Here is a 20,797-nt window from a genome sequence, read left to right as displayed (position 1 = left end):
CGACTGTGTTTCGGGATACCTTTTTTTTGTAATGCTGGGGCATATATTCTTAGCTTGACTCATACAACAGACTATGAGGAAGTATGGGACAAGGAGGGAGTGCATCCATGAACAAGACCAAGATGACATTCCGGTTCGACCAACAGTTGCCGGAGACAAGCCGGGAGGATAAGCTACAGGTGCTTCCGTACAAAAACGAGTCGATTACGAACGAACAGCGTGAAACGATTAGAGGAATGAATAAAAATGCTGTAACTACGCAAGAAGCAGAGCTCAATGAGCCTGAGGATCTGAATAAACGCATTTCAAGTCGGCGCTTTGCTCCGACATTAAGAGTACAAGAGGGATGGGATGACCCCTTTGGCCGTTCGGCGGCTTCTTGGTCAGATGCAGACGTTCTACCAGATAGCCTAGAAGAGAATGAGGAAGCTTATCATTCTGGCCAAGAGTACAGAAAACGTCCGCCCCACCCTTCTAGATGGAAACTGGTTGGCTCTGTAGCCAGCGCACTGGTGACCGGGGGGATGTTTGGATATATTATGTTGTTACTGTTTAACGGAGGAGGCATGGTCCCGGGAGCAGATCCCTCAGTAGAGGAGGCTGTACCGGTCTTTAAAGAATCCGTTGGTGTGGATGCAATATCTGCAAAAGAGAATTCTGTCCCTGTCCCTGTCATAGAGGCTCAGGTACCTCCACAAACCTACTATTTGCTGCAATATGGGGTTTTCAGCACTCCAGAACGGGCCTTACAAGCAAAAGAAGAACTGTTGAAGGCAGGCATTGCAGCAGGAGGGGATACCGAGGACCAAAACCGGGTATATGCAGGAATATCACCGGATAGGGAGCAAGCTAAGTTACTCAGCAATCAGTTGAAAACACAAGGAGTCGAATTGTATGTTCGTGAGCTTGAATTGCCTGGATTCGAAAAAGCGGCTTACGGAGGCGAAGGCGATAAACTCACTGGCTTTTTTCAGTTAAGTAGTTCATTGGTGGGTAAGTTGAGCGGACTTTCCTCAACCTTGCTGGGAGAAGGAGGTCCGAATACGGTGCCAGCCTCCGACATGAAGGAGCTGAACGACCTGCATCAGCAGTGGACACAAAATATCACTGCACTTCCTACCGGTCTTCCAAAGGAAGCGGTTGCTTCCGCAACCTCACTTGAAAAGGCGATGAACAGCGCGATCTCTGCACTTGGGGAATATAATAAGAATACAGCCAAGGAACACATTTGGGAGATTCAGTCCTCCATGATGGAATATGTTTTGCGTGAGAAGGAATTTATCCAATTCATAAAACAATAGACTAACCATATTTTCCGGCAAGGAACTGGAAATAGTTCCCCATGCCGGATTTCTGTTTGTATTGCAGTACAAATCACCGTATAATAATGAAGGTGTCAAAAAATGGCGAGGGAAGATCAGGATGAAAAAAAATGTAGGAATGCTTATACTGTTTTTGTTGCTCGGTTGGCTCTTGGGTGCATGGATTGCCAAAGCCCTTCAATCGATCAAATTCCTTTCCTTTCTGACCCACCCCACTAGGATATCTTGGTCGCCGAGAGCGGACCTGGATATTATCAGCTACAACATAACGATAAATTTTGAATTGAGCCTGCTTAGTCTGATCGGCATCATTGCCGCGTTCTGGCTGTACCGCAGGCTCTAACTGATGAAAAGGAGCTTCCCTTATGGACGGGAAAATTACGCCCCGCATTATTCTGGCATCGACTTCACCAAGAAGGAAGGAATTACTCGCATTTTTGAGACTCCCCTTTGAGGTGGTGCCGAGTCATGCGGATGAGAGCACGCCTGAGAGCTGGACGCCTCAGCAAATCGTGGAGACCCTTGCGGCACGCAAAGCCGAAGCGGTCGTGAACACCGCCACTCAGTCGAAGGAAGCCGGACTGGTGATTGGCAGTGATACCATTGTCGTGCTGGATGGTTCGGTACTGGGCAAGCCTGCCGACCATGCGGACGCGGTTCGCATGCTGACTGCATTGCAGGGAAGAACACACCGTGTGTACACCGGGGTAGCCTGCATACATACCGGAACCGGCGAAATGCTTGTCAGACATCGCCAAACGGAGGTTACAATGAAGCCTCTGAGTCAAGAGCAAATTGTGGCATACGTGAATACTGGTGAACCGTCTGATAAAGCAGGAGCGTATGGCATTCAAGGCATGGGTGCTACGCTGGTGGAATCTATTCAGGGTTGTTATTTTAACGTCGTAGGATTGCCGCTTTCCTTGCTGTCGGACATGCTGTCCGATTTTGGAGTGAATGTGTTGCGTCCATAAAGGGGATAAACATATGCTGGAGTCGCCAATACTGATGCTTCGCGACCTCCCCCATGAAGAACGACCAAGAGAGCGCATGATGACATATGGGGCGGATGCCTTAAGCAACGCGGAGTTGCTGGCAATATTGCTGCGTACAGGAACGCAAAATGAGTCTTCGGTGCATTTAGCGCAGCGTATTTTGCAGCAGGCAGGAAATTTGCGTCAACTGGTGGATATGAGCTTGAGCGAGTTGACCCAGATTAAGGGCATTGGGGATGCTAAAGCGATACAGCTAAAAGCGGGTATCGAACTGGGGCGTCGATTAGCATTGTCTCGCCATTTGGAGACCCCGGTGATTAGTTGCCCGAGGGATGTGGCAGATCTGCTGTTTGAGCAGCTTCGTTATTTGCAGAAAGAGCATTTTGTATGCTTGTTCCTTAATACTAAAAATCATGTCATTGCTCAGGAAACACTATCTATGGGTAGCCTGAATTCTACCATCGTGCATCCTCGTGAAGTATTTCGGGCAGCAATCAAATGCAGCAGTGCTTCAATAATTTGCGCTCATAACCATCCGAGCGGTGATCCGAAGCCAAGCCCAGAGGATGTTCAGTTGACTCGCCGCCTGATGGAAGCGGGCAACATCGTGGGTATCGACGTGCTTGATCATATTGTGATCGGGGACGGGACCTTTGTAAGTTTGAAGGAACAAGGTCTGATATAATATAATATTTAAATCAAACATTTAAACACGACCGGATAATCCGGCCTGAATAAACCGTTTATACATGGATAACAGATTTCAGGGAAGAGAAAAGGAGATTACATCATGCTGGGTGGCTTTACAAAAGATTTGGGAATAGACTTGGGGACGGCAAACACGCTTGTATACGTAAGAGGTAAAGGAATTGTGGTTCGTGAACCATCTGTAGTTGCTTTGCGTACAGATACAAAAACCATTGAGGCTGTTGGTGAATCTGCGAAAAAAATGATCGGTCGCACACCGGGAAATATCCGTGCGATTCGTCCGATGAAAGACGGTGTCATTGCTGATTTTGATACAACAGCAACGATGATCAAATATTTTATCCGTCAGGCGCAAGCCCAACGCTCTTTGTTTCCACGTCATCCGAACGTGATGGTTTGTGTGCCTTCAGGCATTACTGCGGTGGAGCAGCGTGCTGTTGAAGATGCGACGAAGCAAGCAGGTGCAAGAGAGGCATATACGATAGAGGAGCCGTTTGCAGCAGCAATTGGCGCTGATCTTCCTGTATGGGAGCCAACAGGAAGTATGGTTGTCGATATCGGTGGAGGTACAACCGAGGTGGCAGTCATCTCCCTGGGCGGGATTGTAACAAGCCGCTCCGTGCGTGTGGCAGGTGATGAAATGGACGAGTCCATCATCCAATACGTAAAGCGTCAATACAATCTGATGATTGGTGAACGGACTTCAGAGCAACTGAAAATGGAAGTTGGCTCAGCTATGCCATTAGAGCAAGTGGAAACCTCGGAAATCCGCGGACGTGATCTGGTAACAGGTTTGCCGAAGACGATTACGATTACTTCTGATGAAATTAGCGAAGCATTATCGGATACAGTCAATGCAATCGTGGATGCGGTCAAAGTAACACTGGAAAAATGCCCTCCCGAGTTGGCAGCGGACATCATGGATAGAGGAATCGTACTGACGGGTGGTGGAGCACTTCTGCGTAATCTGGACAAGCTGTTGGCAGGTGAAACCGGAATGCCGGTGATCGTAGCAGAAAATCCTCTGGATTGTGTGGCAATCGGTACAGGCAGAGCGCTGGAAAATATTCATTTGTTCAAATCGCGCAGCAGTTCTGCCGTCCGTTCCAAACGTTGAATCGGGGGTGTAGGAACTGTTTAAGCTGTTTGGCAATAAAAGACTATTTGTTCTATTGATCGGAATCGTTCTGTTTATTGCCCTTATGGGGATTACACTTGGACAGAGAAATTCCTTAACCTGGCCCGAGAAGTTCGCCAGAGATTCAATTGGCTTTGTGCAAGGTATCTTTTACAGGCCCGCTTCAGCAATAGCGGGCTTCTTTGAAGATATCGGAAATATGCGCAGCATCTACGAAGAAAATGAACGATTAAAAATTGCTGTGGCAAAGCTGACTCGTGACCAGATTCAGACCCATAATTATGTTGAAACAAATGCCAGACTGCAGAATGAACTGAAGTTCACCCAAACGCAAAAGGCGAAAAATAATTATGATTATCGTGTTGCTCAAGTGAACAGCGTCAGCAATGATTCCAAAACGCTTGTGATCGATATTGGTGAGAAGGACGGAGCGAAGGTTGGTCAGGAAGTCAGTTCGCTTGAAGGATTTGTAGGAGTCATTAGTCGTACGGGGAATTTTACGTCCACCGTTACGTTGTTGACTACATTGGATCCTAAAAATCCGAATTCTTATGCCATTGCAGCGACAGTCTTGGGCAAGGAGAATCAATCGTTTGGTATGATTGAAAGCTATGATCCGGGTACGAACAGATTTCAAATGACTCGCATTGAAGAAAAAGACCCAATCGCAAAGGGCGATCAGATTATTACATCTGGTGCAGGTGGGAAATTCCGCAAAAACCTAATGATTGGAACGGTAGAGAAGATTCAGGTTGGGGAATTTGGCAAAACACGGACAGCGATTATTAAACCGGCAGCCAGCTTTGTGGATTGGAAAGAACTGCTCATCCTTTATACTCCTGAGGTACCGGAATAATGAAGATGCGCGGTCAGGTTCTAATACTGCTGCTGTTTGTACTGTTTATAGCTGAAGGGACGATTCTTCCGTGGCTTCTTCCGGATAGTTGGCATTCAAGAATGGTTCCGAATTTTGTATATGTCGTGATCTTGTTTGTGTCTGTGTATTACAGTCGTCATACAGCATTGGTGCTAGGTATTGTTTTTGGACTTATTCATGATGTAGTGTTCTACGGGTTTATCATTGGACCTTATTCTTTTGCAATGGGGTTGTCTGCATACTTATTGGGGCTTGTTTTTACAGCCAGGCGTGCGCCGATGCCTATTATGATGGCAGCCGTGTTGATTGGTAGTTTCCTGCTGGATTCTATGCTTTTTGCTATTGATCAGCTGTTCCAGCTGAATCATCAGACTTTCAATTGGGCACTTGCTCAGTATATGATTCCTGATTTATTTATCCATTTTCTGTTCGCCCTCATCATTTATGTCCCGGTTCGCAAGCAATTGCAGCGTTTGGGTACCCGTGTGAAAAAGGAAGAGGCCGTCTAGGTCTTTTTACACACATTTTGTCCGGGTTAGCAGGGATTTGACGTCCCGGGGACGAAATGATTGAGATAGGAGGGACAGGCTAATGGCGGTGAAATCGAATCATGTCACGATTAAAGGCATCAAAGATGGCCTGGTATTCCTGCTGGACGATCAATGCGAGTTTGAGGATTTGCTAGGTGAGCTGCGTTTTAAGCTGGAGCACAGTCATCAAAATATTTTAACAGGCCCGATCATTCATGTGGATATTAAGCTGGGAAGCCGAGAAGTGACAGAGGAACAGAAGGAAAGTATTCTGGAGATCTTGAAGCAAAAGGGGAATCTGCTCATCAGGTCTGTAGAATCACCTGGACTGCCTGTGGAAGTGCAGGGAAAGCCCCCTATTCACACGGTGACAGGGATTATCCGTTCTGGTCAAGTGCTTCATCACAATGGGAACCTACTCTTTTTGGGAGATGTAAACCCGGGCGGAATTATAACATGTACTGGTGATATTTATGTCCTCGGCGCTTTGCGAGGCATGGCGCATGCAGGGATGGAGGGGAATAGTGAAGCGATTATTGCGGCTTCCTATTTTGCACCGACACAGCTGCGAATTTCCGAAATGATCAGCCGTCCACCAGACGAATGGGAGACACGTGAATCCGGTATGGAATTTGCGTATCTCAAGGATGGCGCTATGCAAATAGATAAAATGAGCAATATTGTGCGTCTGGGCCGCGATTTTAACGTGTTCAAAGGGGTGTAGCACATGGGAGAGGCTATCGTCGTCACTTCAGGAAAAGGCGGCGTCGGCAAAACGACGACGTCAGCCAATATAGGAACAGCGCTTGCACTGCTCGGCAAAAAGGTATGTTTGGTGGATACGGATATCGGGTTGCGTAATCTAGACGTTGTGATGGGTCTGGAAAACCGGATTATTTATGACCTTGTTGATGTAGCGGAAGGTCGTTGCCGTTTAAATCAGGCGCTGGTTAAGGACAAGCGTTTTGAGGAGCTGTATATGCTGCCAGCCGCTCAAACCAAGGACAAGAGTGCTGTTACGCCGGAGCAAGTTAAGGATATTATTTTGGAGCTTAAAAAGGATTTTGAATATATATTGATCGACTGCCCTGCGGGTATTGAACAGGGCTTTAAAAATGCCATTGCCGGGGCCGATCAGGCCATTGTTGTGACCACCCCGGAAAATGCAGCCGTACGCGATGCAGACCGGGTAATTGGTTTACTGGAAAGCTCACATGTGGTATCACCCAAGTTGGTGGTTAACCGCATTCGCAATAGCATGGTTAAATCCGGAGACATGTTGGATATTGATGGGATTTTACAAGTGCTTAGCATAGACCTTATTGGGATTGTGCCGGATGATGAAATGGTAATTAAAGCCGCTAATACAGGGGAGCCTACCGTTATGAATCCAGATTCACAGGCCGCGATTGCTTATCGTAACATTGCGAGACGAATCTTAGGCGATACAGTGCCCCTCATGCAGCTGGACCAAAAGAAAAGCGTGATGACACGCTTTAAGAAGTTTTTTGGTATGGGTGGATGAGGAAAACAGGAAGTTATGGCTGGTAAATTGCTTCCACACTTCCTACGTAATTTTCCATTGGTTCTAAGGTAGGAACTGTAGTAGTATTCATTTGTAATACTAGACACTTAAATAAGTGATAATCTTATTTAAGTGTTTTTGGTTTATCTTTTTAAGTTCCTATAATACGGTTTCTCAAAATTTAGAGTCACTACATAAATATCATAAATACAAAACATATCCGGTGCGCTAGCGCCGGTTTTTTTGATTTTTAGGTGCGTAATCCCGAACCGGACAACATAAGTTGAAGCCCGTCCTCATAAGATGTATCAAACATACCTCGCTGAGGGGGCTGAACAGGATGAATAAAAATTCCGGAATCAAGCAGCGCAGAGAAGAACGTATACAGCAGCTAATCGCGGGAAGCAAAGCGGAGACGTATCCCTCTGGCATATATCAGAACAGGCACGGGGATAAAGATATGAAGTCGATGCCTATAGACAGTGCCAACTCGCCCAGAGACCCAGAAACTGAGTGGAAAAATGAGCGGCAACGCTGGCAGCAATCTTTTGGGACGAATCGTGGTCCGTCTTTTTGGACTTCCTTTTGGCGAAGATCAGTCATAGCAACGGTGTTATTTGGAATGGTATGGGGAATGTTTCGTTGGGATATTCCCTATGCAGTGAATTTGAGAATGTTTATTGCGGATGCCTTGAATAAGGATATGGATTTTGCAGCCGTCGGACAATGGTATGAAACTTATTTTGACGGAGCACCTTCCTTTTTGCCGATTTTTGGCGAGGAGCATGAAACGCACAAGGTAGACGCAAGTCGAAAGGGCTCTCCACCGATTGAAGGCAATATAACACAACCTTTTGTACTGAGCCTTAAAGGGGTAGAAATTACGCCGAATGTTACCGATAACGGGGCAATCGCTGTTAAAAGTATAGATGCAGGTCGAGTATTAGACATATTAAATCATCCCAAAAGCGGGATTTCGATTACAATTCGACACACTGGCGGTATCACAGCAACTTACGGAAGGCTTTCCCGCTCTACCTTAAAAGTGAACGACTGGGTTCAGGAGGGAGATGAGATCGGTGTACTGCCAGCAAGTCACAGCGGCAGCGAGGCGGCGACTTTGTTTTTGGCAGTTCAGAGAGGGGATCAATACATTGACCCGTCGGAAGTGGTAGCCCTTGATTAATGTCCGAGGGGTGACCTTATCACTACATCCACTGTTTGTATTGGTTATGCTGACCTCTATATTAACGGGACATTTTATCGAGATCATAACTTTATTTACATTGGTATTTATTCATGAGCTAGGCCATGCGACAGCTGCTTCGTTGTTGGGTGCGCGGGTGCTTTCCATACAGATGTTACCCTTTGGAGGAGTGGCGGTCATTGAGGATCAGGGGAAGCTCAATGCGTGGAAGGAGATTGTCATTGCGCTAGCGGGGCCCCTGCAAAACGGAATCATGATCATCATCCTTTTGTGGTTCAGAAATGTGAGTGGACTGGAGTATGATTATGTAAATTATATCATTCAGGGGAATGCAGTTATTGCACTGTTTAATTTGCTGCCCATTTTACCACTTGACGGTGGAAAAATATTGCAGGCACTGATTAGCTTATCTTGTTCTTATCACCGCACATTAGTGTGGACTTTTAGAGCCAGTATCGTAACGAGTTTGCTATTTTGTATATATGGTATTTCGCCGTTGTTAAGGCAAAATGGACCTATCCATTTAAATCTGCTGGCGGTAGGGATTTTTTTGCTTTATTCTAATATTGTGGATTATCGGAATATCCCTTACCGTTTTATACGGTTTTTGCTGGGGAGGGACGAGCTTTTTTACCACGAAGTAGCTAAGGGAAGTATTGCCTTACCTATTGTATCCCTGCCAGTGAAACATTTGGAGCCTATTTTGCGTCTTTTCAGAAGAGATCGGTATCATATGGTTTATGTTATGAATGAACAGGGACGGATTGTAGCCGTATTGCCGGAGCAACGTCTTATTCGCTCTTATTTTGCGACACGCCCGCCAGATGGTGGAGAACCCAAGCCCAAATAATGTTTTGTGAGTTAAGGAAGAGGCTGTATCCAGAGAGGTTGAAAAACCATGAAGCAAATGATTGTACAATGCCAGCAGCAGATGACCCAAATGGCGTTGTTGGAAGAGGGACGATTGGTTGAATATGCGGCTGAACTACCGCGAAAACGGGGAATTCTAGGTTCTTTTTTCAAAGCGAGGGTGGTCAATGTGCTACCAGGTATGCAAGCCGCCTTTGTTGACATTGGACAGCGAAAGAATGCCTTTTTGTATGTAGATGACGTACTTCATGCTCATTTGGACAAGCAGCCGAAGGTAAAGCCATCCATTTCTGAAGTGTTAAAGGTAGGGCAGGAAATTGTAGTGCAGGTATTAAAAGAGGCTGTTGGTAGTAAAGGAGCCAGGGTCACCACTCATTTTTCACTTCCGGGTCGCTGGATCGTATATATGCCCCGTGCTGATTATGTGGCCGTATCTAAGAAGATCGAACGTGAGGGCGAACGTACCCGTTTGAAAGCAATGGGAGAGCAGCTACGCACAAGTGAGGAAGGACTCATAATCCGTACCGTTTCGGAGGACATGAGTATAGAGGCGATTGAAAATGATTTAAATCAACTGCGTAAGCAGTGGGTGGCTATTCAGCGTAAAGCTGGTGAACACTCGGCTCCGTGCGAATTACACCGGGATTTAAGTATTGTTCAGCGGTTGATTCGGGATGTGTTTACACCTGAACAGGATGAACTGGTCATTGACAGTGAAGAGCAAGCAAAGGATGCAGAAATAATGCTGCAACAGATTGGTCCTGCGAAAGCTCATGTAAGTATATTTCGTGGTCCAGAAGAAACAATTTTCAAAGCTTATGGCGTTCATGAGCAGCTGGAACGCGATTTTGCGCGAAAGGTATGGCTGCAGGGCGGCGGATACATTGTCATTGATCATACGGAGGCATTAACCGTCATTGATGTGAATACCGGGAAGTTTACGGGAGGCAGTAATCTGGAAGAAACGGTGACCCGGACTAACATTGAAGCAGCTGAAGAGATTGCCCGCCTGGTACGTGTGCGTGATATTGGTGGTATCATCATCATTGATTTTATTGACATGGAACAAGAGGAGAACCGTCGGGAAGTATCCTCTGTGCTGGAAGCAAGATTGAAGAAGGATCGGACCAAATCTTATGTTGTCGGTTGGACGCGGTTAGGTTTGCTGGAAATGACCCGCAAAAAAGTGCGTGAGGAAAAGACGCTCGTGTAGAGCGATGCGTAACCAAAAATCATTTTAAAACTAAAGGTTGAATGTGCACAAAGCTTGTGCTACAATCATTTAGTATGTGTGATGCGTAAGATTGGCTGCACATGCTGTAACCGCTCCAATCAGGTACTGAAGTGCAGTATCCTAAGGGAATCTGCCACCTGCTATTAGGCGAGTCTGAGACATAAGGAGGTGCAAGCAAATGTACGCAATTATCGAAACAGGTGGTAAGCAATACAAAGTTCAAGAGGGCGACGTATTGTTCATCGAGAAGTTGGAAGCTAATGATGGTGAAACTGTAACGTTCGATCGTGTTCTGGCAGTGTCCGGCGACAATGGCTTGACAGCAGGTACACCGCTTCTTTCTGGAGCTTCTGTAACAGCTAAAGTTGAGAAGCATGGTCAAGGTCAAAAGGTCATCGTATACAAATACAAACCTAAAAAGAACTACCATGTGAAGCAAGGTCATCGTCAACCGTACACGAAAGTGACGATTGAAAAAATCCAAGCGTAAGAGGGTGCGATAAGTGATTATCGTGCGTATTACACGACTGGAGGATGGCAGCATACAGGGGTTTTCCGTTAAAGGACATGCAAATTTCGCTAAATCTGGCGAGGATATCGTATGTGCTGGCGTTTCGGCGGTAACAGTAGGAACTGTCAATTCGATTGGAGCTCTTACGGACGTTGAGATGGAAACGGAAATGGAAAACGGCTTTTTAAGCGCGTATCTTTCTCCTGAAAGTTATCATGATGCGAACGCACAGGTTCAACTGTTGCTGGAGTCCATGGTGATTATGCTGACAAGTATTGCTGAATCATACGGTAAGTATATTCAAATAGAAAATAATCAAAGAAGGAGGTAGACATCATGTTGAAATTGACATTGGATCTTCAATTATTCGCATCGAAAAAAGGTGTGGGTTCCACAAAGAACGGACGTGACAGTAAATCGAAACGTCTTGGAGTGAAACGTGCTGACGGTCAAGCAGTTACCGGCGGTAGCATCCTGGTTCGTCAACGCGGAACGAAAATTCACCCGGGCACGAACGTGGGCATCGGTAAGGACGACACTCTGTTCGCGAAAGTGGACGGCGTTGTGAAGTTCGAACGTTGGGGCCGTGATCGCAAAAAGGTGAGCATCTACCCGATCGACGTTGCTCCAGTAGCAGCTACTGTAGAAGCTTAATAGCGGCTTAGACACGCTGAAAAGCCTCCGGCACTTTTGTCGGAGGCTTTTTTGCATGATGGTAATGAACTGGAAAGTTAGTCTGTGCTATACTGGATTAAGGTTCTTTAATAATCCATTTAATTTCGCAGAACGGAGAGAAGCCATGTTCCAGCGGATAAGAGCGCCTTATCTGGCGTTGGGTTCCATTCTGATTCCTTTGGTTTTTTCACTGCTCTATCCTAAAGTATTAACGATTATCTTATTAGCAGTATGGTCTGTAGTTGCTGCATGCTTTGGTATGTGGTATACGCAAAGACAGGTTGAGTATGAACGGAAAGCTGCTTTGCGTTCTTTTGAACGTACAGCGATTTCAATGCTTAACCATCATCGGCATGACTGGATGAATGACTTGCAGGTGCTTTATGGATATATTCGTATGAATAAGCATGATAAATCTGTTGCTTATGTGGAAACAATAAAAGGGCGCGTGGCGGAAGACAGTAAAATATCTAAGTTGGGTATTCCCTCACTGGTGTTTTATTTGCAGTCTTTTCGCGTGAACGCCGGTAATTTACAATTGTCGGTACAGGTTGAGGAGCAGTTAAAGTTAGACGCTGTCATGTCTCCCGAAGACGGCGAGTCGCTTGCCTCGGCCGTCATAGAAACGGTGCGTGCGTATCAATATGGCGGGGGCCGGTCGTCCTGGGGAGAAGTGCGCAGATTGACACTTTTTTTCGGTATGGATCAGAATGATGTTATCGTCCGTTTTGAAGGAAGTGACATACCTGCGGATTTGAATATCCTAAAGCAGGTCAGATCCGTACCCGGAAGTAAACGCATTCGAACAGAGAAGCTTCCTACGGGCGAAATGCTTCAAATTCGGATGCAGTGCCAGACATAAGGAAGGTGTAACCATGTTTGTAGATAAAGCGAAGATTTTTGTTAAAGGCGGTGACGGTGGAGACGGATTAATTGCGTTTCGCCGTGAGAAATACGTTCCTGAAGGTGGCCCAGGTGGTGGTGACGGAGGGAACGGTGGAGATGTAATTTTCCGTGTGGATGAGGGTTTGCGTACCTTGATGGATTTTCGGTACCAACGTCATTTTAAAGCCCAGCGTGGAGTAAAAGGTCGCAACAAAAGCCAACACGGAGCCAATGCGGAGCACATGATCGTACGTATACCACCGGGAACGGTCATCATAGATGATGATACTGGTGAAGTAGTAGCAGATATGACACGTCATGGTCAACAAGTCGTCGTAGCTAAAGGAGGACGCGGAGGACGCGGGAACATCCGTTTTGCTACGCCGAGTAATCCAGCGCCTGAGTTGGCTGAGAACGGTGCAGAGGGACAAGAACGTTATATCACGCTTGAGTTAAAAGTAATGGCTGACGTAGGTTTGGTCGGGTTCCCTAGTGTTGGGAAGTCTACCTTGTTGTCGGTTGTATCTTCCGCAAAACCGAAAATTGGGGCCTACCACTTTACAACGATTACTCCGAATCTGGGTGTTGTGGATGTGGGTGATCATCGTAATTTTGTGATGGCGGATTTGCCTGGTTTGATTGAAGGAGCTCATGAAGGTATTGGGCTGGGACATGAATTTCTGCGGCACATTGAGCGCACGCGTATTATTATCCATGTCGTGGATATGGCGGGCTCCGAAGGACGTGACCCGTTTGAAGATTGGACTAAAATTAACGACGAATTGAAGCAATATAATGCAGCATTGGCTGAGCGTCCGCAAATTGTAGCGGCCAATAAAATGGATATGCCAGAAGCTGAAGAAAACTTGGCTCACTTCAAAGAGAAGATTGCTTCTATACGTCCTGATCTTGAAGTCATGCCTATTTCCTCACTGACACGTCAAGGTGTGAAGGAACTGCTCTACCGGGCTGCTGATTTGTTGGATCAAATACCGGACGAGCCAGTTGTTGAGGAAGTAGCAGAAGTCAATGAACGTAAGGTATTTAAGCTGGATACAGCAGAAGACGATGGCTTTACAATTGTACGTGAAAACGACACATTCGTGGTGCAGAGCCCTAAAATTGAGCGCATGATGAAGCGCATGCAGTTGAACTCGCATGATGCCATTTTGAAATTAGCAAGAACGTTACGCCACATGGGTGTGGATGCTGAGTTACGCAAGCGTGGCGCCAAAGATGGTACATCTGTACGCATTGCTGATTTCGAGTTCGAATTTGTTGAAGGCAGCAGCTACTACTAAAAATCAAATAAAGGTCTAAAACCTGAACGGTTACTGTACTATAGGAAACTCTATAGAAGGCAGTAGCCGTTTTTTGCATTGTTAGCTTGCCGATTTTCATGAGTTTCGATATAATGTCCTCTATACAAAAACATAAGTCTTTGAGGAGAGGACGTTCTTGAAAGAGCGCTATTACTTGGTACGGGAAGATATTTTGCCTGAAGCTATTGTTAAGACCATACAGGTGAAACTGCTGCTGGCTTCAGGAGATGTTAAAACCGTGCATGATGCCGTGGAGCAAGTTGGGCTAAGCCGAAGCGCCTTTTATAAATATAAGGATGGCATACATTTGGTTAACCAGCTGGAGCGTGAGCGAATTGTCAATATCTCTATTGATTTAGAACATCAATCCGGAATGTTGTCCAGGGTGCTTGGCAGAGTGGCTGATTTCGGAGGCAATGTGCTGACGATCCAGCAAAGCATTCCACTGCAAGGCAGAGCCAACGTAGTTATCTCGGTAGAAATGTCCAGACTCAGTGAAGAGTTGGGTGTTCTACTGGAGGGCTTGGAGGACATCTCTGGAGTCAAACGTGTTCGCCTGATTGGGCAAGGTTAAGGCAATACAGTTCATTAGATATAAGTTTGCGGGAGGGGAATGGATGAAACCGGTCAAAGTAGGATTGTTAGGTTTGGGGACGGTAGGAACGGGAGTCGTTCGAATCGTAGAAGGCAATCAGGAAGATTTGAGCAGACAAGTCGGTTCACCGATCATCATTGAAAAAATAGCTGTAAAAAACATAGAAAAATATCGTTCCATTGAAGTGGACACGGCCAAGCTTACTGAGGACCCATGGGAAGTTATTCGAGACCCTGAAATTGATGTAATTATCGAAGTCATGGGCGGGGTTGATCAGACGAAGGAGTACATTCTTGAAGCGTTGGAGCGGGGTAAACACATCGTAACAGCTAACAAGGACTTAATGGCTTTGCACGGTTCTGAAGTATTAGCAAAGGCGCAGGAAAAGCAATGTGATATTTTTTATGAAGCTAGTGTAGCAGGCGGTATCCCGATTATTCGTACACTCATTGAAGGTTTCTCCTCCGACCGTATTACCCGCATTATGGGGATTGTGAACGGTACGACCAACTTTATTTTAACAAAAATGAGTCAGGAAGGAGCCTCGTACGAGGAAGTTCTCAAGGAAGCGCAGGAGCTTGGGTATGCTGAATCCGATCCGACCTCAGACGTGGAAGGACTGGATGCAGCTCGTAAAATGGCAATTCTCGGCACGCTTGGTTTCCGCTCTAATGTAGAACTCAAGGATGTAAGTGTCAGCGGCATTTCAAAGGTAACCAGTGAAGATATTGCTTTTGCTAAAAAACTAGGATATGAAATGAAATTGCTCGGCATTGCAGAGCGTCAGGGTGATGAATTTACGATTAACGTTCAGCCGACCATGGTACGCAAGCAGCATCCATTGGCTTCGGTGAACGGGGTATTCAACGCGGTGTATGTGCATGGTGAAGCAGTGGGTGAAACCATGTTTTATGGTGCGGGTGCAGGTGAAATGCCGACGGCAACATCGGTTGTAGCTGATTTAGTAGCTGTAGTGAAAAATCTCAAACTTGGTGTCAATGGGCTTAAAGCCATCGTTCCTTACAACCCTAAAAAAATTAGTAACGACGAAGATGTGTATTTCAAAAACTTTGTGCTTCTGCATGTGGATGATAAAGCAGGGGTGTTGGCACGGATTACGCAAGTATTTGCTGAATTTAATGTCAGTCTGGCATCTGTTGTGCAGCAACCGAATGAGGTTAACCCCGATGCTGAAATTATTATCGTGACTCATTTAGCCAGTAAAGCGAGTATGAAAAAGGTTTTGGAGCATTTTGAAACTTTAGACGTCATTCGTCGCATCAAGAGCGTATATCGAGTAGAGGGATAGTCAATAAAAGCAGGAGGAATTGTCTGTATGACCGTTTTAAAAACAGCAAGAGTGCGTGTGCCTGCGAGTACGGCCAACTTGGGTCCCGGCTTTGATACATTGGGCATGGCATTGTCCTTATATGCATGGATTGAAATGAAGGAGGCCGAACAGACGGCTTTTCATTTATACGGAGATGAAATGAATGGTGTTCCCCAAGATAAAACTAATCTGATTTTCAAGGTAGCACAAATGGTTTTTCGGGAAGCAGGTGTATCTGTTCCTGAGCTCGATATTTCGATGTACTCGGATATTCCGCTTACCCGCGGTTTGGGTAGCAGCGCTTCTGCTATTGTGGGCGCTTTGGTCGCTGCCAATACGTTGATTGGCTCGCCTCTGCCGAATTCCAAGCTGTTCGATATGGCAAGCGCCATTGAAAAACATCCGGACAATGTTGGAGCTTCCCTGTTTGGTGGTATTATTACAGCGATGTGGGACGGCGAGCATGCTAAGCATTTACGGCTTGAACCAGATGCCAATCTGGAGGTTATGGTAGTTATTCCAGATTTTCAGCTGTCCACGTCGAAAGCTAGAGAGGTTCTACCCGCTCATGTATCGTTGAAGGATGCTGTATATAATATAAGTCATGCTTCCATGTTGGTAGCAGCATTGGCGTCGGGACGAATCGATTTAATCGCCGAAGCGATGCGTGATCAGCTTCATCAGCCTTACCGCGCGGCACTTGTGCCAGGTATGACAGAGATCTTGCAGGATGCGCACCATTATGGTGCTTTGGGTGTGGCTCTAAGTGGGGCTGGACCAACGTTGCTGGCATTGACAGATCGGCGGGAAAATCGGAAAGCAGAGCTGGAGCAGTATTTAACGGATACCATGAACAAAGAGGGGATCACTGCTTCTGTTTTAAAATTGCGCCCTGAGAATGAAGGAGTTAAAGTATATACAGAAGGGAATACTCTCCCTTTTATGGATATGATTAAAGGGGAACTTACGATATGAAACGAATTGCACTTCTTCCTGAGGGGACTGTTTCTCATGAAGCGATTAAGTATTTGTTAGGAGATACGTCCCATGAATTACTTTTTTACAAACATATTGCGGACGTATTTCAGGCAGTAGGCAAGGGTCAGGCAGACTATAGTGTAATTCCCATTGAAAATACGATTGATGGCTCTGTAAGTTTGCATATGGATTGGCTTGTACATGAAGTAGACATTCAAATGCAGGCGGAATGGGTATATCCTTCAATTCAAAATCTTATTGGTCATCGTAGTGAATTTACGAAGGATTTGGACAAGCTGGATTTGAGCAAAGTGGTCAAAATTATGTCTCATCCTGTAGCGCTTCCCCAGTGTAAAGAATTCATACAGGCTTTCGCTCCTCAGGCCGAGTTGGAGAGTGCAGGAAGTACGGCAGAAGCCGTCGAAATTGTTAAACATAACCCCGGTAAAGGCTGGACCGCTCTCGGAACCAAGCTTGCGGCTGCCAAACACGGATTGGATATTTTGGCCAGCAAAGTGACGGATCACGATAACAACTTTACCCGCTTTGTCTTGATCGGTCATCAACCTATAAGTCTCCCGGGTACGCCTGAAGGTCAGCGAACCAGTATTTTGGTCACGCCGCCGCAGGATTTCCCGGGAGCGCTGCATCAGGTTTTATCCGCATTTGCATGGCGCAGGTTAAATCTGTCTCGTATTGAATCGCGTCCGACCAAAAAGCAATTGGGGAATTATTATTTTTACATTGAAGTTTTGGAATCTCTGCATTCCGTGCTGCTTCCGGCAGCCTTTGCAGAGATCGAGGCTTTGGGGTGCCATGTACGTGTTCTTGGCTCTTATCCAAGCTACAAGTATGTTGAAGCAGCGATCGAACCTATTTTAAAGGAACATTAATCGGAGGTGTGGTTTTAATGGCAGAACAATGGATCTATCTGGATGGGCAGCATGTGACTAAGGAAAACGCAAAGGTTTCCGTATATGATCATGGATTCTTGTACGGAGACGGTATATTTGAGGGCATTCGTATATATAACGGGAATATTTTTAAATGTAAGGAGCACTTGGAGCGTCTGTATGATTCTGCGAAATCCATTCAGTTAAACATTCCGTTGTCTCCTGATGAAATGTTGGAAGCAATGGCTGAAACGATTCGTCTTAACGAAATGCGTAACGGATATATCCGTCTGATTGTATCCCGAGGTGCAGGAAATCTAGGTTTAGATCCTCTTCGTTGTGCGAAGGCGAGTGTCATCATTATCGTGGAGCAGCTCGCCATTTACCCGGAAGAAGCTTACTTGACTGGCCTGAAGACAATTTCTGTCTCTCAGCGTCGCAACATCCCAGACGCTTTGAATCCGAAGATTAAATCATTGAACTATCTCAACAATATTCTCGTGAAGATCCAGTCTAACTATGCTGGTGTAGGTGAGGCTATTATGCTCAATTCCCAAGGGTATGTGACGGAAGGCTCTGCGGACAACATTTTCATTGTTAAAAACGGAGTGTTATATACACCTCCTTGCTATTTGGGGGCGCTTGAAGGGATTACTCGTAATGCTATTATCGATTTGTGTGCTAAGCTTGGATACCCCCTTAAGGAACAACCTTTTACACTGCATGATGTATATGTTGCGGACGAGGTGTTTTTTACAGGAACTGCGGCAGAAGTTATTGCAGCTTATGAAGTGGATGGTCGTACGATCGGCTCCGGCGTTGCTGGCCCAGTGACTTTGGAGCTCCTGTCTGAGTTCCGGAAGATCGTGGATCAGGATGGCTACAAAGTGTGGCAGGACTAAAATAAAACCGAATCCTTTTAACTGAATGCTCGCGTGAGTATTCGGTTGAGAGGATTTTTTTGTTTGTATGGGGTCATTCGCCCGGGAGGTGCATAGGATGTAATAACAGAAGCCGGGCGTTTATCCCGCCCGAACGAAAGTCTAGGAGGTTTGTGACCTGTGAAAATACACATCGTCAAAAAAGGTGACACTCTGTACTTGCTGGCACAGAAGTATAATGTGACGCTGGAGAAAGCTATTGCCGCCAATCCCCAATTGGCAGACCCTAATCAGTTAAGTATCGGCGAGAAAATTAAAATTCCAACAGACCCTGTTACGATGGAAACACAGCCGTCAACGGTATATCAACACAAGGTTAAGCAAGGAGATTCATTGTGGAAGTTGTCCAAGGCGTGGAATGTACCGCTTAAGCTAATTATTGATGCCAATTCCCAGCTTAAAAACCCTAACGCACTTCTGGTTGGAGAAACAGTTAATATTCCACACTACAAAGAAGAGGCGTCTGATTTTACTGAGAATAAAAAAAATACCGCAGTCAAAGAAGAGATGACACAGCCTAAACCTGAATCCCCAACCAAGCAAGAACTTACCCAGCCCAAGGAGGAGTTGACGCAGCCTAAGCAGGAAAATATGCCTAGCCCCAAAGAAGAGATGACACAGCCGAAAGAAACAGTGAATCCTCCTAAGCTCCCTGAATTAAAACTGCCTGAAGTTCCTATGGCACCCGTAAATCCTGCTCCACCTCAAATGCAGCCCATAGTTACTCCACCTGCTCCACCTCAAATGCAACCTATAGTTACCCAACCGATTGCATCTAAGCCACAGCTTCCTACAACTATTGTGAAGCAAACTGTAGCTGAAAAATTTTGCGGCTGCGCAAAATCGGAGCCGATGGTAAATTCCGAGTGGTCGATACAACAGCCGACATTTGATTATAGCTCACAAATAAATGCAATGCCGAACTCGTGGTATCCGGGGATTGAGTCTCCTCAAACTTGGGGGAATGCGCCTATAAATACCTCCTTAGCAGAATACGCCTCTCCTACTGTAGTTTCTGATCAGGGCTATCATCATGATTGTGAGCATCCATGGTGCTGGGGGGCTGTGCAGACACCACCTATAAATGCCCATCCAACACCTTATCCTGCCTATTCAGATTGCTGCGCCCCTGGATATTATCCGAGTCATGAGGCGTCTGAAAATGCATCCTACCCTGTCTATCCTCCATTTATCCATCAAGGGCATCCACAGCAGTATCCAGAGAGTACAGTCCAGAGCAGTCAATGGAGCCAGGCATGGGGAGGACCTCCATATGGTTCGCCTGCGGGTGGGCACGTGTCCGACTATAGCCAACTACAAGGACAACAATCTGCGAATTCCCCTTATCATCCGTTTGCGCATGGGAATGCACCTATGTATCCATTAGAGGGATATACAACACCCTATATGTTTATGCCAGACTGTGGATGCCGGGAAGAGAACGTCCAGTCGGCACCAGCAATTCCAGGAACGCAGGAGATTGGTAACAATCTGACTATTGCATCCCAAAATGAAGTTGGTTCTTCTTCTAAACCAAAGGATCGTAGCGTGCGTAAAGGTAAATCAAAAGACAGTTCCGGCAGTACATCCAAAGAAGAGACATCCAAAGCCAAGGTTTCCAGTAAAAATGCTACTAATAAAAAGCAAAAATCCCGCTCCTCATCCTATAATGCACGTTCGCGTAAAAATCCGTGGATTAAGGACTGACGTGGCTATATGTAAAAGGAGAGGAACCTCCTGGTAGTGCCCGGCTTTATTATTCATTAAGAGGAAGAAATGAATGTTAAAGAGACTGTTATTCTGCTTGTGGGAATAATGGTCTCTTTATTTAAATGCAGTGATTTTAAAGATGAGAAAAAAACTGAAAAAAGGTGTTGCCTTTTAGCGTAATTTTGTGGTATATTCTTATAGCTGTCTTTTGCAAGATAGTTAGCAACACGAAAACAAAGCAGAATTGATTAAAAAATTCTTTTGAAAAAAAGTGTTGCAAAGACGTAGAAAACATGATATATTATTTAAGTCGCCGCTGAGATGCGGTGGTGAAACAAAGTAAGGCATTATGCAGGTTTGATCTTTGAAAACTGAACAACGAGTGAGTAAAACGATTTTGTTCGCAAAATCAAACAAGAGATATTTTTATCTCGTCAGTTTCAACATGAGCTTATCGCTCTTTCTATAAACCAGCTTCGGTTGGTCTTTAATGGAGAGTTTGATCCTGGCTCAGGACGAACGCTGGCGGCGTGCCTAATACATGCAAGTCG

General features: G+C 45.7%; 23 protein-coding genes, 1 rRNA gene and 1 other annotated feature. All 24 genes read left to right on the top strand.

All coding sequences use genetic code 11. From position 1 onward, the window contains the following. The first annotated feature begins 107 nt into the window (after positions 1–107). Positions 108–1,301, top strand: coding sequence for an SPOR domain-containing protein (locus tag ACL9RM_RS13555; RefSeq protein WP_250266507.1), 1,194 nt, complete (start codon positions 108–110; stop codon positions 1,299–1,301). Positions 1,302–1,422: 121 nt separating this feature from the next. Next, positions 1,423–1,665, top strand: coding sequence for a DUF4321 domain-containing protein (locus ACL9RM_RS13550; RefSeq protein ID WP_023989955.1), 243 nt, complete (start codon positions 1,423–1,425; stop codon positions 1,663–1,665). A gap of 22 nt (positions 1,666–1,687) precedes the next feature. After that, entirely contained in the window at positions 1,688–2,296 is a 609-nt protein-coding gene (locus tag ACL9RM_RS13545) for a Maf family protein (RefSeq protein WP_061828812.1), read from the top strand. Positions 2,297–2,309: 13 nt separating this feature from the next. Beyond that, positions 2,310–3,002: a RadC family protein gene (gene radC, locus ACL9RM_RS13540; protein WP_250266506.1), complete on the top strand. Its 693-nt coding sequence runs from the start codon at positions 2,310–2,312 to the stop codon at positions 3,000–3,002. Between the two features lie 105 nt (positions 3,003–3,107). After that, on the top strand, positions 3,108–4,142 hold the full coding sequence (locus tag ACL9RM_RS13535) for a rod shape-determining protein (RefSeq protein ID WP_013311600.1): 1,035 nt from the start codon (positions 3,108–3,110) through the stop codon (positions 4,140–4,142). A 55-nt stretch (positions 4,143–4,197) separates the two neighbouring features. Then, positions 4,198–5,019, top strand: a complete 822-nt coding sequence (gene mreC / locus ACL9RM_RS13530; protein WP_043882320.1) for a rod shape-determining protein MreC — start codon at positions 4,198–4,200, stop codon at positions 5,017–5,019. Then, positions 5,019–5,549, top strand: coding sequence for a rod shape-determining protein MreD (gene mreD / locus ACL9RM_RS13525; RefSeq protein WP_069290212.1), 531 nt, complete (start codon positions 5,019–5,021; stop codon positions 5,547–5,549). Before mreC ends, mreD begins: the two co-directional genes overlap by 1 nt. An 82-nt stretch (positions 5,550–5,631) precedes the next feature. Further along, positions 5,632–6,294, top strand: coding sequence for a septum site-determining protein MinC (gene minC, locus ACL9RM_RS13520; protein WP_013311597.1), 663 nt, complete (start codon positions 5,632–5,634; stop codon positions 6,292–6,294). Positions 6,295–6,297: 3 nt separating this feature from the next. Next, a complete protein-coding gene (gene minD / locus ACL9RM_RS13515; protein WP_061828810.1) occupies positions 6,298–7,095 on the top strand; it encodes a septum site-determining protein MinD in 798 nt (265 codons plus the stop codon). Between the two features lie 340 nt (positions 7,096–7,435). Further along, the gene (locus ACL9RM_RS13510; RefSeq protein WP_235308621.1) at positions 7,436–8,281 is read left to right on the top strand and encodes a peptidoglycan DD-metalloendopeptidase family protein; all 846 of its coding nucleotides are present in this window, start codon (positions 7,436–7,438) and stop codon (positions 8,279–8,281) included. Then, positions 8,274–9,152 carry a M50 family metallopeptidase gene (locus ACL9RM_RS13505; protein WP_165179233.1) on the top strand — a complete coding sequence of 293 codons (879 nt, stop codon included), beginning with the start codon at positions 8,274–8,276 and terminating at the stop codon, positions 9,150–9,152. Before ACL9RM_RS13510 ends, ACL9RM_RS13505 begins: the two co-directional genes overlap by 8 nt. A gap of 48 nt (positions 9,153–9,200) precedes the next feature. Next, the gene (locus tag ACL9RM_RS13500) at positions 9,201–10,385 is read left to right on the top strand and encodes an Rne/Rng family ribonuclease (RefSeq protein WP_250266505.1); all 1,185 of its coding nucleotides are present in this window, start codon (positions 9,201–9,203) and stop codon (positions 10,383–10,385) included. A 98-nt stretch (positions 10,386–10,483) separates the two neighbouring features. Next, positions 10,484–10,571 (top strand) — a sequence feature (ribosomal protein L21 leader region). A gap of 13 nt (positions 10,572–10,584) precedes the next feature. Next, entirely contained in the window at positions 10,585–10,896 is a 312-nt protein-coding gene (rplU, locus tag ACL9RM_RS13495) for a 50S ribosomal protein L21 (protein ID WP_013311592.1), read from the top strand. Positions 10,897–10,909: 13 nt separating this feature from the next. Next, positions 10,910–11,248 carry a ribosomal-processing cysteine protease Prp gene (locus tag ACL9RM_RS13490; protein WP_013311591.1) on the top strand — a complete coding sequence of 113 codons (339 nt, stop codon included), beginning with the start codon at positions 10,910–10,912 and terminating at the stop codon, positions 11,246–11,248. 5 nt (positions 11,249–11,253) lie between these two features. Beyond that, positions 11,254–11,571 (top strand): 50S ribosomal protein L27, encoded by a 318-nt coding sequence (gene rpmA, locus ACL9RM_RS13485; RefSeq protein ID WP_039272574.1) that lies wholly within the window; start codon positions 11,254–11,256, stop codon positions 11,569–11,571. A 145-nt stretch (positions 11,572–11,716) separates the two neighbouring features. Then, on the top strand, positions 11,717–12,454 hold the full coding sequence (locus ACL9RM_RS13480; protein WP_061828886.1) for a Spo0B domain-containing protein: 738 nt from the start codon (positions 11,717–11,719) through the stop codon (positions 12,452–12,454). Positions 12,455–12,467: 13 nt separating this feature from the next. Continuing rightward, complete coding sequence (obgE, locus tag ACL9RM_RS13475; RefSeq protein WP_235308625.1) at positions 12,468–13,778, top strand: GTPase ObgE; 1,311 nt, start codon at positions 12,468–12,470, stop codon at positions 13,776–13,778. Positions 13,779–13,935: 157 nt separating this feature from the next. Continuing rightward, complete coding sequence (locus ACL9RM_RS13470; RefSeq protein ID WP_013311587.1) at positions 13,936–14,373, top strand: ACT domain-containing protein; 438 nt, start codon at positions 13,936–13,938, stop codon at positions 14,371–14,373. A gap of 43 nt (positions 14,374–14,416) precedes the next feature. Further along, entirely contained in the window at positions 14,417–15,703 is a 1,287-nt protein-coding gene (locus tag ACL9RM_RS13465) for a homoserine dehydrogenase (RefSeq protein WP_069290208.1), read from the top strand. A gap of 27 nt (positions 15,704–15,730) precedes the next feature. Beyond that, entirely contained in the window at positions 15,731–16,699 is a 969-nt protein-coding gene (gene thrB / locus ACL9RM_RS13460) for a homoserine kinase (RefSeq protein WP_250266504.1), read from the top strand. After that, positions 16,696–17,595 carry a prephenate dehydratase gene (gene pheA, locus ACL9RM_RS13455; RefSeq protein WP_250266503.1) on the top strand — a complete coding sequence of 300 codons (900 nt, stop codon included), beginning with the start codon at positions 16,696–16,698 and terminating at the stop codon, positions 17,593–17,595. The genes thrB and pheA overlap by 4 nt, the downstream gene beginning before the upstream one ends. A gap of 17 nt (positions 17,596–17,612) precedes the next feature. Beyond that, positions 17,613–18,497 carry a branched-chain-amino-acid transaminase gene (ilvE, locus tag ACL9RM_RS13450; RefSeq protein ID WP_061828802.1) on the top strand — a complete coding sequence of 295 codons (885 nt, stop codon included), beginning with the start codon at positions 17,613–17,615 and terminating at the stop codon, positions 18,495–18,497. Positions 18,498–18,656: 159 nt separating this feature from the next. Beyond that, positions 18,657–20,243 carry a LysM peptidoglycan-binding domain-containing protein gene (locus tag ACL9RM_RS13445; RefSeq protein WP_250266502.1) on the top strand — a complete coding sequence of 529 codons (1,587 nt, stop codon included), beginning with the start codon at positions 18,657–18,659 and terminating at the stop codon, positions 20,241–20,243. Between the two features lie 490 nt (positions 20,244–20,733). Then, positions 20,734–20,797, top strand: a 16S ribosomal RNA gene (locus ACL9RM_RS13440); the annotation flags it as partial.

This window comes from Paenibacillus sp. S29 (assembly GCF_049319765.1).
In the GTDB taxonomy this organism is placed as follows: Bacteria; Bacillota; Bacilli; order Paenibacillales; family Paenibacillaceae; genus Paenibacillus; species Paenibacillus polymyxa_B.
Note: the sequence above shows the minus strand (reverse complement) of the source record. Positions and strands in the feature narration are given on the sequence as shown.